This window comes from Pseudomonas marginalis (assembly GCF_900105325.1).
In the GTDB taxonomy this organism is placed as follows: Bacteria; Pseudomonadota; Gammaproteobacteria; order Pseudomonadales; family Pseudomonadaceae; genus Aquipseudomonas; species Aquipseudomonas marginalis.
This window is the reverse complement of sequence record NZ_FNSU01000001.1, coordinates 1,404,444-1,419,647: the sequence shown is the minus strand read 5'-3', so window position 1 is coordinate 1,419,647 and position 15,204 is coordinate 1,404,444. Positions and strand designations below refer to the sequence as shown.

Genomic DNA, 15,204 nt, shown 5'->3' with positions numbered 1-15,204 from the left:
TCTATTCAGGTATCGCGCTCTAAAGCGAGTGACCGGTTATTACGATGCGCCTCGAAGCCGCTGCTGAATCCGCAACAAGAATCCGGCTTCAAAAGCATCTTGGCAGTCACCGACAGGAAAGGTTTTGCGTGTTTGCGCCAGCTCCCACCACAGTGGAATTTCACCGGGCGTATCAAGCCAAGCCTGGGCGCATTGCACGCCACGTTCGATCATCTGAGCAAATTCGTTGCCCCAAGGGGTCAGAAGACTTGAGCAACCATCCGCCGCAGGAATTGAAATGTAGTTTTCGTCCATACACACCCTAGAGTTCTGATTTTATTGTTAGACACTGGACCCAGCCTCGAATCATAACGAAACCAAATGAACACTGGATAACAGGTATGTGCATCAAATGGCCTAGATCAATACCAATGTAGACTATATCCCGTGGATTGAGAGTCCCTCAAGGCGCAATTTGCGCGCATGACTCAAGACTACGAACAGCTTCGTCTTCAGCTGGCGGAAAACATCCGCTTGATGCGACGCGTGAAAAACCTTACCCAAGAGCAGCTCGCGCTCATGGCCGAGGTGGATCGCACGTACGTCAGTCAAATCGAACGATGCACGGGCAATCCGTCGCTGTTGGTCCTGTGCAAGCTCGCCAATATTCTCGAAATCACCACAGATCAGCTACTTGCAGAACCCGATACTCTGCGCAGCGCCCTTCACGTCAAATAATAGTCTCACGGCTCACAAATCCGATAGATCCGCCTTCATAATTTCCACTGACAGTCTTCAGTCTGTAATCGAACCTGCCCAGGCCATACACCGAGAGCCTGGATCATGCCTGTTGCCTGCTCGTCAATCTCGCCCACAAAGCTACGGCCCCTGGCGCTGAGTATCCTGCTGGCGTGCGGCCCAAGCGTGGCGCTGGACACCGCCAGCATCACGTCCTCCGTGCTTTCGCAAAACTGCCTCGACTACAGGGTCGTCGGCATTTTTTTCTGGCTGTTCTGCACCCCCTTCGGCTGCACAGTCAAAACCTCGACCAAGGTTCGTCATTTCATTCCTGAACTGGTGGTCTCGAGCTACGCCAACACCGGCAACAACCCCTGGACCGAGATGGCTGCCCTCTCCGCTCCCATCAGCGGCGCGGAGGGTGGCGGCAACCTGATCACCCCGAACACCCGCCGCGACAACCTGCCCCGCTTCAAGAACGTCGACGGTATCGGCCACCCCGGTGGTAGGATCGCCACGCAACTGGCTTCGCAATCAGGCTACGCCTGCGCCAGCGGCGCAACTGCATTCATGCCTTACTTCCTGAGTACCCTGGACTCACTGGCCTGGCGCCATGGCATCCCGGAAGGTTTCTACCCCGAGTCGCTCATGCCGGGGCTCCGTGAAATCGGTAGTCAGGCCTCGGGAAACATGTGGGGCAACGTTTATCCCCGGCAGGGTTTTCTGGTACAGCCTGACGACTTCAAAGCCGCCGCAGTCATGGCGCAACGGGCCGGCGATGTCATCACCCGTAACGGGCAACCGCATGTGTATGTACCACTCACGCCGGCCAAACGCGACGGTTACTGGCCGCCGGGCCCGATTATTGAAAACGACACCTCAACCCACAAATGGCAGTTGCTCTACCCCCAGGTTCAGCCCACGTGCGCCATCTTCCCCAGCGATCCGGTCCAGAGCGCGGATGGCGGCTATGCCTGGTCGCTGTGGCGTCCTTATAGCTGCTGTAAACGCGAGGGGCAGACCTTCCTGTTCAGCATCGACTTCGAAGGCGGTGCGTCATGAGTCGACTTCGTGCGCAATCATGGTTTGGTCTGGCAAATTTGTTGATCTACGGGCTGCTCGCCATGGCCACGCATGCCCACGCCGCCGAGGGCGATTACCGCCTGGGCACTCAAGGCGAAGTGCTCGATGACCGAGTGATGTACACCATTGGTGGCGGCTCGGCAGTGGGCTCACCGAGCTCGCTCTACCGACCCAGTGGTCTCGGTGTCGGCGGGTCCTGGCGAGCGAACATGATGTGCGGAAACATGAGCCTCACCAACACCCTGCAAAACCAGCTAAACGGTGCCACCGAAGGTTTCCAGCAGATTATGGGCAGCATCGTGCAGAACGCGACCCAAGCGGTGATGTCACTGCCGGCGTTGATCATCCAGCGCGCCAACCCCGGTCTCTATGAGTTGCTGAGTAACGGGGTGATGCAGGGGCGTATCGACTTCGACCGCTCCAAGCTGACCTGCCAGGCCATGGCCGAGAAGATGGCGGACAAGGTCGGTCAGGCCGGCTGGGGCGCGCTGGCTAAGAACCAGGAAATGCAGGGTAATCTGGAGCAAACCGGCGGTGATGCGGTGGCCGCAGTGAAAAACACCGAGGCGCGTAACGGCAACAATGGAGTGTCCTGGGTCGGCGGTTCGAAGGCCGGAGGTAACGGACAGACGCCCATTCGGGTGACCGCCGACGTGGTCCGCGCAGGCTATAACCTGCTGCATAACCGGTCGGTGGATGACGGTGCGTCGATCAGTAGCAACGACTGCCTGGGTGGGGCTATCTGCCAGACTTGGGCCTCGCCGCAAGAGGAATCCGAATGGGCCGTTCGCGTGTTGGGCGAGAGCGAAGTCTCGACCTGCGATAGCTGCGAAACCCTGCGTGCGACCGCTGGCAGCGGATTGACGCCACTGATCCAGGAGGCCTATAACGAGCGCCTCAAGGCCTTGCAAGAGCTGCTGTCTGGCTCGCTGCCGCCTACCCCTGACAACCTGGTGAAAGCCTCCAGCCCGATGCTGCCGGTGACCCGGGGTGTGATCGAAGCGCTGCGCGACGATCCCGACCAGGATCTACTGACACGGCGCCTGGCCAGTGAGACAGCCCTGTCCAGCGTGCTCGACAAGGCGCTATTGCTACTGCGCACTCTGCTGGCGGGCAGCCACGAACCGAACATCGCTTCCGCCGAACCGGCCCAAACCGCCTTGACGAAAAACATCGACGCTCTGGAGCGCGAAATTCGTCTGCTGCAGACCGAACTGCAGGTCCGGCAGATGCTGGCCACCAATACCGCCAGCTTGGTGCTCGATCGGCATGCAGGGGGTGCCGACGCATCACGCACCGTCGAACAAGGTGATCCCGAGCCCCGCCGACTCAATGACGCCGACGCCAGGCGCAAGTGAAGCCATGAAACGCTCACGGCTGTTCACTCTGCTTTCAGGTCTGGGAATTGCCGCGGCGATGATCCTCACCGCCGCATTGGTCGCCTGGATCGGCCGCATTGCGTTGGGTAGTTTCGAGGCCTGGCAGCAGGTATTCGAATCCGTACGACCCTATCTGCGGGGGTGGCGTGCCCTGCTCTACGGCGCCCTCTTCGCGCTCTGGTGGGGTCTGCTTCGGCGCTACCGACATCGACCACAGGATCGACTGCGCGTGAAACGCATCGGGACATTAGGGCTCGTGCTCATTACCTGCGTCGAACTCACCCGACTGTGAGGTCACCACCATGCTCATGAGCACCAACAGCTACCTGGAGTTTTACCTCTCCCTGCTGGCCTGGATCATCAACAACGGCCTCTGGAGCGTCCTGTCCGACACCGGACTGTTCGCCGCGCCCTTTGGTGCAATCATCCTGCAAGAATGGCTATCGGCCCGTCAGCAAGGTGCGGATGAAGGTAACAAGGGACAGCTCTCGGTGCCGCGGATCGAAAACCGGTTGTGGCTGGCCTACATCGTTGTGTTGTTCGGCTGCGCGCCGGTCTTTCCGTTGAGCCTCTCGTCAATGACGTTCGATGATGCGGCGAGTCAGCGCTGCGGCGTAAGTGTGGCCAAGCCAGCGGAAACCGCCTGGGGGACGACCTTCAATACCATCGGCGAACGCTCCGCCAACGTACCGATCTGGTGGTTTCTAGTGCATGCCTTGAGCAAAGGGGTAACCGCCGCAGCCACCGCCTCCATTCCCTGCGCACCGGATATTCGGCAGATGCGCATGGAGATCGACAGCTCGCGTATCAACAGCCAGGTACTGCTGCAGGAAGTCGCCGACTTCACCCGCGACTGTTATGGCTATTCCCGTTCTCGGTTGTTTACCAATCGCCCGCAACTGGACAAGGAACAAAGTCACGACGCGTCCTGGATCGGCTCAAGCTATCTTCTCGACACGCCCGGCTACTACGACACGGATCGTTCACGCACACCGCGAATCAGTTGGCCGTATGACGAAAGCCGCGATGTTTCCTTGCCGCGGCTGGAGAATGGCGCGGGCTACCCCACTTGCAAGCAGTGGTGGAGCGACAGCGGTATTGGCTTGCGCGAGCGGTTGATCCAGCAGGTTGATCCCTCGCTGCTGACTCAGCTGAAAGGTTGGTTGACTGGCCGTTCGAGCAACGAGATCGAAGATGCCACCCTGCGCGAACTGATCAGCCCGCGCCAGCAAACGATGTCCATGTCACCTGGACAGGTGTACCAGGACTATGGCTCTAGCGCTCGTGGCGGCTCAATCAATCAGGGGCTCAATAACCTGGCCACCAACACCGGCTTGGCCCTCGGTTCCTTCAGTAACTTCCCGGCGATGAATGCGCTACGCGCCGCTCTGCCAATGGTGCAGGCCTTCCTGATCATGGGCGTCATCATCAGCTTGCCGCTGATTCTATTGGTCAGTACCTACCAGCTGAAGACCGTCATGACGGTGACGTTCGCACTGTTCACACTGCATATGCTGAGCTTCTGGTGGGAACTGGCCCGCTGGGTCGACTCCAGCATGCTCGATACCTTGTACAACCAGGTTTCGGTGTCCAATCAGGTGCTGTTGTCGCTGCCCACATCCGGACTTATGGATGGGACGGTCACCGCGCAGGTGATCGAGTACGTGATGGGGGCAATGTTCGTCGTGCTTCCGATGTTGTTTTTGGCTGCAATGAGCTGGGCAGGATATAGCGTTGGCTCAATTGCCGACGGCATGCTTAGCAAAGGAGCAGCTCAAGCGCAGGACGCTGGTGCAAGAGGCGCTGGAGCTCTGATGTCTGCTGGAAAGGCCTTAAGGAAGGGGTGAAGAACTCGACTACAGGTCTTTTAAATCAGGCTGACCGGGTGCGCGGCCATACTCATACTCACTATATGGGTCGCCATATGCCTTGTACCGGAGAGCATCCTTAGGTTTGATAGGCGTTCCATTGGCGATGGCCCAACACAAGACAATAAGGATCATCACCGACACTGTGAACCATAAGCTAACTAGAAGGAGTCCGGCGGCTATTGCCAACTTGATAACTAGAAAACTCCCGCGAACAAGTAATTTACCTGCGGGCATTCCTGCCGTCTCCGCACGCTCAACCACGCGGGATTCAAACGCTCTCAACTTACGGTAACCACGCTTCACCGACAGACCACAGGCATACGCCCAGCGGTGGGCACGTGAACTCTGAACAGGTTGCTGAGTCGGCATGGTCTCGCCCTCTTCTGAGCGTTTTCATGGTTGAGACAAGAGTAATAGCGTACTACTGAAATCGGCCCGTCCCTGACCGTTTATCAGTTTGCCCCAGCCGAAAAATCTTCATTGGAAGACAGAGGACAAGCTCCGTGAAACAGCGTCTTTACAGTCATTGACCCATACAAATCGTCCGGTTAAATACAAGGTACGGATCGCTGTTATCGACAGCACCCTGCCCAGGTAGCCAGAGCCTTCAAGACTACGTCACTTCGGTGATGGTTCTCCCCAAGTGCGATTAGCGTTCGGTAGCTCGCACGGTGACCGTTGCTACGGTGATGAACGCCTACTGCTCTCCAGAGCGCCTTTCGAGCTTTGCTCGCCAGACAAACCTTCTTGTTTTTCTTCAACCCACCGCGGGGAAAATCTTTCCCTCCACGGGACAGGTTTCTTCGCGTTTTCAACGGAGACACACCATGCCCGACTCACTGACACCGGAAACACTGAACACCCTTCGGTTGCCCATCGTGTTCACGCCTGGCGCGTGGCAACGCGCAGTTCTGCTCGAGCGTTCCGATCACCCTGAGAAGCTGCAGGTCGATCGGCTGAGCCACGTATTGCGCGCAGCCTTCGAGGCTCATCGGGCCTCTCCACACGAGCCCTATGTGCTGTTCGAGGTAGTCCACATTCAACCAACCGATCACTTATACCACGACCCGTTGCTGCAACTGAGACTCAGCCTGCTCCAAGAGCCGGGGCAGCCTTGCGCCTTGCTGATAGCGCTTGCAGAAGAGGCCAACGCTAAACGCAGATAACCGTACTCGGCGCTCAAATCCACATTCGACCAGCATGCAAGACCTGTATCAGTCCACTCATCACCCAATCGGGGAACCCTCCCCGACGGGCACGGCGTTCCTCCGTTTTCTCTCGAGGAAAATGCCATGCGCGATATCTACCAAGACGTGACTGACAAGATCGTTACCGCTTTGGACCAAGGCGTAGCCCCCTGGATCAAACCCTGGTCCTCAAGTGGCTCAGCTCACGTCGGTCATCATCACCCCTACCCCATTAACGCCATCACGGGGCGTCCCTATTCGGGGATCAATTTACCGTTGCTCTGGACCGATGCCAGGTTGCAGGGGTTCACTCAAGATCGTTGGCTGACCTTCAACCAAGCCAAGAAAGCCGGCGGGCACATCCGTAAGGGTGAGCACAGCACCCTGGCGGTGCTCTACAGGCCGATGGAACGCGAGGAACAAAGCGAGTCAGGCCAACCCGTGCTCGATGAAAACGGTCAACCCAAGGTCGCTCACTTCGGCATTCTCAGAACACATCTTCTATTCAACATCGAGCAAACGGAGGGGCTCGAAATGCTCAATGAAACCCTGTTCGAGACGGACCAGGGTGATCCCTTCCAGCCCAACAGCGCCGCGGAAAATTTGCTGTTAAGTTCAGGTGCACGCATCGTTCATCGGCCTGCAGACGAAGCCTTTTACCACCCGATCAGGGATCTCATCCAACTGCCGACAAAAGCACAATTTCACGATGAAGGCGGGTACTACGCGACTGCACTTCATGAGCTGGCGCACTGGACGGGACATCACGCTCGGTTGCAGCGCGAAGGCATGACGTCAGCCTGTCCGTTCGGCTCGCCAGGCTACGCGTTTGAGGAGTTAATCGCTGAGATGGGCGCCGCTTTTTTATGTGCCTATACCGGTATACAGGGAGAGTTGCGGCACGAGGGCTACATCGACTTTTGGCTAGGCCTGCTTAAGGCTGACAAACGCGCGATCTTTCGCGCTAGTGGTCACGCCCGAAGCGCATCGGAGTATGTACTCAACTTGGAGCAGCAACTGAAGCAAGCGGTCATGGATGACTCGCCTTGCATGAACGATGGAGCTTAATCGATACCTCACCGTTGCAAACGCTTCAAAGGGCCTGACACAAGTTGGGCCCTTTTTTATGCTCAGAAGAAAGGCTCCATGCCGCGGGACTCTGACGCAAAGAACAAGAGAGGCACGCTCACCAGCAGCCTGTCATTCCGCATCCAGATTCTGCGCCAGAAAACCCACCAGCTCGAGTGGTCTCCGGCTGTCGATCACCTTGTAGATCAGATCGCGCTTACTGCGCGGCAACTTCTTGACCACGCTCTTCGCCGAGGCCCTGACGGCTTCGTCTGTCCCATGGATACGTGCCGCAAGGAGCAGCACCAGCGTGGCGTCAGTCAGATTCATGGCAAGCCCCGAGAAAATTCGCACCGCAGTGTACCGACACTCGTCTTTTCCGTACCAGCCCTCCAACAAAACGATGTCGAGCAGTATCCATATTCCGATTGCGGCACAAAGGGACACGAGCCAAAAGGACAGGTAAGGGTTGGAAGGGAATGGGGATTCAAGGGTAAGAGCCCTATCCGAAAAGGCTAAAAGGCCACTGACCCAGTCACTTCCCGGAGGTCACGATGCTCAGTCTGTTTCGCCACAAAAGGCAGAAGCCCCCTCCGCCACCAACCGTCAACGTCGCCGACGGTTACCTGCCCATCGAGTCGACCCACAACTTGTTAGCCGCGGAGCACCGCCGCCAGTTGCTCGATCGCATCTGGCAGTACACCGCCCTCTCCCACGTCCAATTCACCCAACTCTATTTAAATCCGATCCATCGCTACGCCGAACAGGTCCAGCAACTCCCGGCCAGCGAGACGCACCACCATGCGTATCTCGGCGGCATGCTCGACCATGGCCTGGAGCTGGTCGCCTGTAGTTTGAAACTGCGCCAATCCTATCTGCTGCCCACCGGCGCCGCGCCCGAAGACCAAGCCGCCCAGACTGATGCCTGGTCCGCCGGTATTGCTTATGGTGCCCTGCTGCATGACATCGGCAAGATCGCCGTAGACCTGCAGGTCGAACGCCAGGATGGCCGTCTTTGGCATCCTTGGCAGGGTCCGCTAGATCAACCCTACCGTTTTCGTTACCTCAAAGGTCGGGACTACCACCTGCATGGCGCCGCCGCCGGCTTGCTCTACACCCAGATTCTTGACCGACCTATCCTGGATTGGCTCAGTGGATTTCCGTCGCTGTGGGCCTGTCTGCTGTATGTCCTGGCGGGCCAGTACGAACGTGCCGGCGTGCTCGGTGAGTTGGTGATGCAGGCCGACCGTGTTTCCACCGCACAGAACATCGGTGGTAACCCGAGCAAGGCGCTGCAAGCACCAATTCATTCGCTGCAACATCACTTGATCAGCGGACTTCGTCATCTGGTTCAGCACGAGCTGAAACTCAACCAGCCGGGTGCCGCGGGTTGGCTAACCCAGGACGCCCTGTGGCTGGTCAGCAAGACGGTCACGGATAAGCTGCGGGCCTATCTGCTGTCACAGTCGATTGAGGGCATCCCCACGTCCAACATCGCTGTGTTCGACGAACTCCAGTCATATGGGTTAGTCGAGTCTAACCCGGAAGGCAAAGCTATCTGGACCGCGCTTGTGGCACAGGGAAATTGGCAGCAGACCTTTACGTTTTTACGCATTCAACCGGCATTGATTTGGGGGAGCGCAGACCGCCCCGAGGCTTTCAGTGGAAAGGTGAACGTTGCACTCGATGACAATCAGCCCAACGCTCCCGTATCACCACTCTCCCCCAAGACAGGCGGAACAGAATCGCATCAAAGCCAATCGCAGCCAGAGCTCATGGCTACGGAGGATGCTGACTACCTCGGAGCGCTGCTGGATATGTTCGAAACGGGAGAACCCGAGGCGCTTGATACGCCGTCAAAAAATCCTCTCGAAGTGGCAGGAAACCCCTCGAACAATCCTGGGCAGGTTTTCTTGAGTTGGATCAGGGAAGGCATTCAGAGTCACAAGCTGATCATCAATGACAGCAAGGCTAAAATCCATACAGTGGCCGGTACTGTGTTTCTCGTAACACCGGGACTCTTCCAACGTTATATCCAGGAATTTCCGGGCATCGCCAAAGGGGCCAATCAGGGCGTGGAGGAATGGCGTTGGGTGCAGAAGCAGTTCGAGAAACTGAACGTCCACAGGAAACGTGGGAATGGCTTGAACATCTGGATCTGCCAGGTCGAAGGTCCTCGGAAGAAAGCAAGACTTAAAGGTTATTTACTAGAAAAGCCGGAACTACTGTTCGAAACGATGCCTGCCGACAATCCTTTTCTATCGTTCGAATTAAAATGAAGATGCATATTTCTCAAGGTCTACCGCCTCTGCATACAGGAGAATATCAAGACCGCACTTTTGCTAGTGCGAACGGAGAAGCTCAGTTTTTGATCAGCCTTATCCACAAAAATACCCACACTATTTGTGGATAACTTTTAACCCGATGCAATGGGTTTTAAAGCCATGCAGACCGTACCGTGCCAGCCCTGTCAGGGGGGAATGATCCCAAGTGGGTCAGGATCATTCATCAATGTCAGCGCAAGGACTCTCTGCCCGAAGCCTCAGATTGTTACCTTGACCTGCAGTAGAACCTGCGAATTTGGAGAGCTGGGACTTGGGGATCTTTCTTTTCCTCAGATGCTTCAGATTTTTCCGCTACTCTTTACAACCCGGCCAGCAATTCTCGGCACTATTAACTCCCACTCTTGCGAGCGATGATGGGCTCTGAAGGACTCTTCACACCGATCAGAATGCCGCACCATAACGGCGGCCACTTCACATTCTTCAACCTCAAGGTCCAGATTGAATGACTTTGCTGTGCGGCCTACAACCTGACCGCCCGCATCCTGAATTAGATACCTACCTTCATGGGCCTTGAACGCAAGCGTGTCGCCAGGTTCAAGCGCAGCCAATGTCTTATGAATTGACGCCGCGGGGTTCTGGCGCCCAGCATAATCAAGGTCAATATCCTTCAAAGAGAGCTGTAGGTAGCGCTTCTCCAGCTCCTCAAGAAATTCACCTTGGAAGGTGCGGCACATGACCTCTTCGATAAGTTGGCCACTGAAAGGGTTGCCTCCAGGGAATTCACACAACGTTAGGGTTTGCTCGGCGCGGGTCATGCCCACGTAGAAGAGTCGGCGCTCATCGCTAAGAGTTTCGGGCTGAGTGGACCAGCCGCCATCAAGGACCACTACGTGGCGGAACTCCAAGCCTTTGGCAGAATGGACAGTCCCTAAGTAGAGGCCCTTCCTGGGTTGCTGACGCAGCTCCCGGAAATAATCGTAGAGCCAATCGACCAGCATCTGGGCGCTCATAGGGCATTGCCCGAACTCTGCAGTGAGCTGATTAAAGGCGGTGAGCAAGATGTCATACCATTCTGGCCCGAGCTGCTTTCCACTCATGTAAGTCCATGTCTCGGAAGCACTCAGCGGCTCGGTAATTCCTCGTAGTATTTCAACAGCCTGCACAAAGCCGCGCTGAGCGGTCAGAGGTAAAACACCTTCCTTGTCGGCGGCAAGGCAATACGGAACGCCGTGAGCTTCACACCAGGCCTGAAGGGGCAACAGGTACTGGTGGGCACGGGCCAACACCGCACACCCATGCCAATCCTCGCTGTCCAAACTGAGCAGACGCTGCAGCTCAGCCACAGCAGCCTGGGCCTGCACGTTCGCCCGGGCGTGGCCCTCAGCCTCTATCCTCAGACGAAGCACACGCCCAGCCCGCTCAAGGTCCAGAGTCTCCCAATCGCCGCCCTTCGGCAATGCGCGGCGAATAGTATCGATCTGAATAGGATGCTCTTTTTTGAGGCGATCAGGATTGCGACCAATGACCCTGTTAGCCGCATTGATGATGCGGCCGCTGGAGCGATAGTTGTCGACCAGATAGTTCTTCGTGGCCGAGTATTCCTCGCGAAAGCGCTCTATGTAGCGATTATTGGTATCACGCCAGGCATAGATGTTCTGATCGTCGTCACCTACCGCCAATATGCACAGGCGCCCTTCTTCTTCGGCCTTACGCCCGGCCAAAGCACTCACGAGTCGATACTGCAGGTCGTCAATGTCTTGGTATTCGTCGACCAGGATGTAGCGGTAACCTCGCATCAGTTGCTCGCGTAGATCGTCCTCGCCTTCTACCTGCCGCTTGCCCTCGAGGAGCTCAACGGCCTCTCCCATCACCTGAGCCAGACGCCCTTCCTCGACCGTTTCGCCTTGTTCGAAGCGAGTACCAGTAAGGCGCATCGCCATGCGGTGATAAGTCATCACGTTGACCCCAAAAGCATCGGGGCCAACCAGCTTAAGCAGGCGCTGCTTGATCTCGTTTGCCGCATGACGGTTGAAGGTCAGAGCCACGATGCAGCGCGCCGGCACACGCCGAACTCGCAATAGATAAGCGATGCGGTGCACGATCACGCGAGTCTTACCCGACCCGGGGCCCGCCAGAATCAGACGATTCACGTCGTCGTCGTCGGACACGATAACCCGCTGGGCAGCGCTAAGCCTCTCGACAATGCTACGCCAGGATTCTTCACTTGTGGCTAGCTTAAGCACCTCCTCGCGACCTACAAAATAGCGACGAATGAACTCCTGTTTGGCTAGCGTGAAATAATGCTGAACGAGGTCGCTGGCCTCTCGCATCGAGTCGAGCCCAACCTCGGCATACTCGCGCATGACGTGAACCTGAATACGTTTTTCTCGGTAATGCTCATCAAGGCGCTGGTGGTCATCCTTAAGGTAGCCGGTACGCTTTTCCGGCTCAACTTCAATCGTCATAGCGCGACGCATAACGGTCATGCCGTGGTTCAGCGTTAGCACGTCCTGCTTGTGCAGGTATAGCAGCACGTGCTCAATAGCCTTACGGCGTTGCGACTCGGGGATTCTGGAGCGCAGTTCAAGATCCTGATCAATCAGGCCTATAAGTTCGCCGAATGTGGTGTCGACCAACAGATCTTTGTTTCGTGAACCCGGCGGCAGTTTGCCAATTAAAAACGCAAGTACTACGGCAGCTAACGCACGTCGGCGCTCGCCTAATCCTTGAATACCTCTCCAGCTATACCCCGCGCGGACACGTAACTTGAGGAAATCCTGAGTGATCTGACGCAGTTCGAAACTGCTACGCAGTTGACTCTCGCTGTCGTGATCCTGGGCCAGACTGCGCAGCAGTCGCAGGACGTGCAGCGGTATCAAATCTTTGTTGTCGGAAGCTATTTTGAGCGTCGAGGTCAACAGCGGCACGTTAAGATCCTGCCACTCGCCGTTCTCGGCCTCCGGTGCCAATTCCTGTAACAGGTCAAACAAGGCAGATTCGAGCTTTAAGGTAGCTTGCAGACGTTGGGTGGAAGGAAACACGACGCCATGCCGGACATACAAAGTAAGCTTAGAGTCGTTGACTAAAATCCCCAAGTTCTCCATCTGACGCAGTGTCGCAGTGACTTCTTCTGACGTGAGGCTGGTAAGTGCCATCAAGGCATCAGTGTTGATGCGCTCATCAACACTCGCCTCGTACAGATAACTCAGAATAGCGTTAAATTCTTCCAGCCGCCTGGCCGGCAATTTGGCGGTGGCCAGACGCTTGTCGGCTTCTACCTTAGTCAGCTTCAGGCTTGCCGGAAAGATTTGGGTCTGATTTTCCTCCCTCTTTAAAAACTGCCCGCGCTCAAGCCAGGACACAGCCGTGACGACCTTGGTTTCAGCATCGCGTTCCCCGGCCTCAAAGCTTGTATCGACCTGTTCGTCCATCAATACTTCACCGGCAGTGATGACGAGCCGGCCGCCCTTGCGTCGGTCGCTCTCCTTGCGCAGTTTGCGCAGGATCTGTTGGATATCACGCAGAGTCAGCTTCGACCCTTCGCACATCCCGAACTGGTTCTCGATGTCCTGAGCGTCATACAGGAGCACGCATCGAGCCTGCCCTTGATCGCGCCCAGCGCGGCCAGCTTCCTGCAAGTAGTTCTCCAGCGATCCCGGAATATCAGCATGTACCACTAGGCGAATATCAGATTTGTCTACGCCCATGCCAAAAGCATTGGTGGCCACGATAATCTTCAGCTCCCCAGCCTTGAAAGCGTCCTGAATGTCCTTCTTGTCGTGTGGTTCCAGCCCAGCGTGAAAATGCTTGCAGGCCCAGCCATGGCCGATTAAAAACTCCGCGAGTTCTTCAGCACCTTTGCGGCTAGACACGAATACCACGGCACCGCCCTCGCTACCGCCTAGCTCTTCCTCAAGTAATGCCTGAGTGTGGTGCCGCTTCTCTGACCGGGTACAAGGCAAGACTTCGAAGTGCAGATTGGTACGCTCGTGAGTACCGATGAAGTGCTTAAGGGTGATGCCCAGTTGCTCTTCAAAGTGCTGCTCGATGTCCTCAATCACGTCAGGCTTGGCAGTAGCTGTAAAGCAGCCGATCGCGGCGAGCGGACCGTCCCCCGTGAACTGCTTGATGAAACGCGAGACATAGAGGTAATCCGGGCGAAAATCTGCGCCCCATTTGGACAAGCAATGCGCTTCGTCGAAGATCCAGGCACCGATCTGACGCTGGGAGATCGCGCGGCGAAAGGCCATGTTGCGAAACTGCTCGGGCGAGACCAGCAGAATGCCTACATCCCCTAACTGGATCCTCTCTAACACCTCGGCTCGTTCAGGCATGGTTAAAAGGCCGTTCAAGGTCGCTGCACATTGGACGTTGCGAGCAAGAAGGCCGTCGACCTGATCCTTCATCAGCGACTGCAATGGCGAAATGATTACTGTCAGGCTGCCGTTGCGGTGAAAGCGGTTCAGAGCGGGCAACTGGTAGCACAGGGATTTTCCACCCCCTGTCGCGAGAATTGCGAGCACGTGCTTTCCCTGCATACCCGCCAGTACCACGTTATGCTGTAAAGGGCGCCCGTCCGGTTCAGTCCGAAACTCCTGAATTGGAGCGAAGTAGCGCCTGAGCTCGTGGCGGGGGTCATGAGTAGTGCTGCAGTAGTCGCAGTGGCTTCCTCCGCAGGGGACGTCACGCAGCTCGGCAATCAATTTACCAGTTGCTGGAAATTGATGGCGCACCCAGGGTGCTAGAACCGAGTTGCCGCCCGAGACGCGCAGCCAGGCCAGCGCATAAGCTAATGGCCAATGCAGACTCTCGTCCATAAGGTCGACTTCCAGCAACTGATTCAGTCTGGTGCTGCAGACTTTGGAAGTGCGCGTCAGGTCCAGGTCGGTTTCCCTAAGCAGCTCGGGAATCAAACTGCGCAACTCTGTGAGGCTAGGCTCCTGTCCAGTGATCGAGGAGAAGAGCGCGCCCAGGTCGCTCTTCGGCGTTGGGGCGAGCAGCGCTTGGTAGCAGAGCAGTTCTGCCTGGTGCTTAATGCTCAGTTCTTCAAATGCCCGGCGTTGGTCATTGAATAGTGTCAGGGTCGAGCGGCAATCGGACAGCGGAGAGTTGAGGCTGTCACGAATGAGTTTGTAGTCTTTGACCAAACGGTGATACGGGTTCTGCGGAAAAGCCAACGGCGATAGGCGCAGGGTGTCGATCACCGGCAACTGGTGTAAGGCGAGATGCGCAGCTTGCTCTTGGAGTATCGGCAAGTCATGGTCGATGACGTTATGGCCGAGCACAAAACTAGCGCCCTGCCCTAAGCGATCTAAGGCCTCAAGGGCAGCGGGCAGATCCTTGTCGACTTTATGCTCGAGCTCCTCTTCCGTGTCAGGACGCATCGCGCCAATCATAAAAATGCGGTCAGGTTGATTGGCTCTGCCGGGGACGACTTCCAGGTCAAAAATCAGGCTTGTAGGTAGAGTCAGTGAAACCATCCGAACAGCATCCTTGCAAAAAACTACTTGGCTTGCGTCACTTTAACGGCAAATGGCCAGCGCTGATAGGTGCGCACGGTTGCGGTGAGACGCATTTATGCAGCTCCGCGATGGGTATCGAGGTATAGGAGCGA

Annotated in this window: 12 protein-coding genes; 8 read left to right on the top strand and 4 right to left on the bottom strand. The window is 56.6% G+C overall.

The annotated features are described in order from the left end of the window. Window positions 1–39 precede the first annotated feature (39 nt). A complete protein-coding gene (locus BLW22_RS06900; protein WP_074844878.1) occupies window positions 40–294 on the bottom strand; it encodes a LasR-specific antiactivator QslA in 255 nt (84 codons plus the stop codon). Between the two features lie 168 nt (window positions 295–462). Between BLW22_RS06900 and BLW22_RS06895 the strand changes: the two genes are divergently transcribed. From BLW22_RS06895 to BLW22_RS06875, 5 genes are all read left to right on the top strand, one after another. After that, complete coding sequence (locus BLW22_RS06895) at window positions 463–717, top strand: helix-turn-helix domain-containing protein (RefSeq protein ID WP_069551348.1); 255 nt, start codon at window positions 463–465, stop codon at window positions 715–717. Window positions 718–822: 105 nt separating this feature from the next. Then, window positions 823–1,779 (top strand): TIGR03756 family integrating conjugative element protein, encoded by a 957-nt coding sequence (locus BLW22_RS06890; protein ID WP_074844875.1) that lies wholly within the window; start codon window positions 823–825, stop codon window positions 1,777–1,779. Further along, window positions 1,776–3,158 carry an integrating conjugative element protein gene (locus BLW22_RS06885; RefSeq protein WP_074844871.1) on the top strand — a complete coding sequence of 461 codons (1,383 nt, stop codon included), beginning with the start codon at window positions 1,776–1,778 and terminating at the stop codon, window positions 3,156–3,158. Before BLW22_RS06890 ends, BLW22_RS06885 begins: the two co-directional genes overlap by 4 nt. Before the next feature lie 4 nt (window positions 3,159–3,162). Further along, window positions 3,163–3,471 carry a hypothetical protein gene (locus tag BLW22_RS06880; RefSeq protein WP_074844868.1) on the top strand — a complete coding sequence of 103 codons (309 nt, stop codon included), beginning with the start codon at window positions 3,163–3,165 and terminating at the stop codon, window positions 3,469–3,471. Window positions 3,472–3,481: 10 nt separating this feature from the next. Continuing rightward, window positions 3,482–5,026 carry a conjugal transfer protein TraG N-terminal domain-containing protein gene (locus BLW22_RS06875; protein ID WP_074844865.1) on the top strand — a complete coding sequence of 515 codons (1,545 nt, stop codon included), beginning with the start codon at window positions 3,482–3,484 and terminating at the stop codon, window positions 5,024–5,026. Between the two features lie 9 nt (window positions 5,027–5,035). On the opposite strand, the gene BLW22_RS35660 is transcribed toward BLW22_RS06875, so the two are convergent. Continuing rightward, window positions 5,036–5,419, bottom strand: coding sequence for a DUF3742 family protein (locus tag BLW22_RS35660; protein WP_074844862.1), 384 nt, complete (start codon window positions 5,417–5,419; stop codon window positions 5,036–5,038). A 458-nt stretch (window positions 5,420–5,877) separates the two neighbouring features. On the opposite strand from BLW22_RS35660, the gene BLW22_RS06865 reads away from it, so the two are divergent. Then, the gene (locus BLW22_RS06865) at window positions 5,878–6,216 is read left to right on the top strand and encodes a hypothetical protein (protein ID WP_074844859.1); all 339 of its coding nucleotides are present in this window, start codon (window positions 5,878–5,880) and stop codon (window positions 6,214–6,216) included. A gap of 126 nt (window positions 6,217–6,342) precedes the next feature. Further along, on the top strand, window positions 6,343–7,305 hold the full coding sequence (locus BLW22_RS06860; protein WP_074844856.1) for an ArdC family protein: 963 nt from the start codon (window positions 6,343–6,345) through the stop codon (window positions 7,303–7,305). Window positions 7,306–7,437: 132 nt separating this feature from the next. On the opposite strand, the gene BLW22_RS06855 is transcribed toward BLW22_RS06860, so the two are convergent. Continuing rightward, entirely contained in the window at window positions 7,438–7,635 is a 198-nt protein-coding gene (locus tag BLW22_RS06855; RefSeq protein ID WP_074845191.1) for a DUF7740 domain-containing protein, read from the bottom strand. Between the two features lie 224 nt (window positions 7,636–7,859). Between BLW22_RS06855 and mobH the strand changes: the two genes are divergently transcribed. Next, window positions 7,860–9,584 (top strand): MobH family relaxase, encoded by a 1,725-nt coding sequence (gene mobH, locus BLW22_RS06850; protein ID WP_074844853.1) that lies wholly within the window; start codon window positions 7,860–7,862, stop codon window positions 9,582–9,584. Between the two features lie 344 nt (window positions 9,585–9,928). Here mobH and BLW22_RS06845 read toward each other — a convergent pair whose 3' ends face one another. After that, window positions 9,929–15,070 carry a RecQ family ATP-dependent DNA helicase gene (locus tag BLW22_RS06845; RefSeq protein WP_074844850.1) on the bottom strand — a complete coding sequence of 1,714 codons (5,142 nt, stop codon included), beginning with the start codon at window positions 15,068–15,070 and terminating at the stop codon, window positions 9,929–9,931. Window positions 15,071–15,204: the final 134 nt, after the last annotated feature.

Coding starts and splice junctions, on each gene's coding strand:
- BLW22_RS35660 (WP_074844862.1), bottom strand. CDS start 5,419: ATGCCGACTCAGCAACCTGTTCAGAGTTCACGTGCCCACCGCTGGGCG.
- BLW22_RS06885 (WP_074844871.1), top strand. CDS start 1,776: ATGAGTCGACTTCGTGCGCAATCATGGTTTGGTCTGGCAAATTTGTTG.
- BLW22_RS06855 (WP_074845191.1), bottom strand. CDS start 7,635: ATGAATCTGACTGACGCCACGCTGGTGCTGCTCCTTGCGGCACGTATC.
- BLW22_RS06865 (WP_074844859.1), top strand. CDS start 5,878: ATGCCCGACTCACTGACACCGGAAACACTGAACACCCTTCGGTTGCCC.
- BLW22_RS06890 (WP_074844875.1), top strand. CDS start 823: ATGCCTGTTGCCTGCTCGTCAATCTCGCCCACAAAGCTACGGCCCCTG.
- BLW22_RS06880 (WP_074844868.1), top strand. CDS start 3,163: ATGAAACGCTCACGGCTGTTCACTCTGCTTTCAGGTCTGGGAATTGCC.
- mobH (WP_074844853.1), top strand. CDS start 7,860: ATGCTCAGTCTGTTTCGCCACAAAAGGCAGAAGCCCCCTCCGCCACCA.
- BLW22_RS06895 (WP_069551348.1), top strand. CDS start 463: ATGACTCAAGACTACGAACAGCTTCGTCTTCAGCTGGCGGAAAACATC.
- BLW22_RS06845 (WP_074844850.1), bottom strand. CDS start 15,070: ATGGTTTCACTGACTCTACCTACAAGCCTGATTTTTGACCTGGAAGTC.
- BLW22_RS06900 (WP_074844878.1), bottom strand. CDS start 294: ATGGACGAAAACTACATTTCAATTCCTGCGGCGGATGGTTGCTCAAGT.
- BLW22_RS06875 (WP_074844865.1), top strand. CDS start 3,482: ATGCTCATGAGCACCAACAGCTACCTGGAGTTTTACCTCTCCCTGCTG.
- BLW22_RS06860 (WP_074844856.1), top strand. CDS start 6,343: ATGCGCGATATCTACCAAGACGTGACTGACAAGATCGTTACCGCTTTG.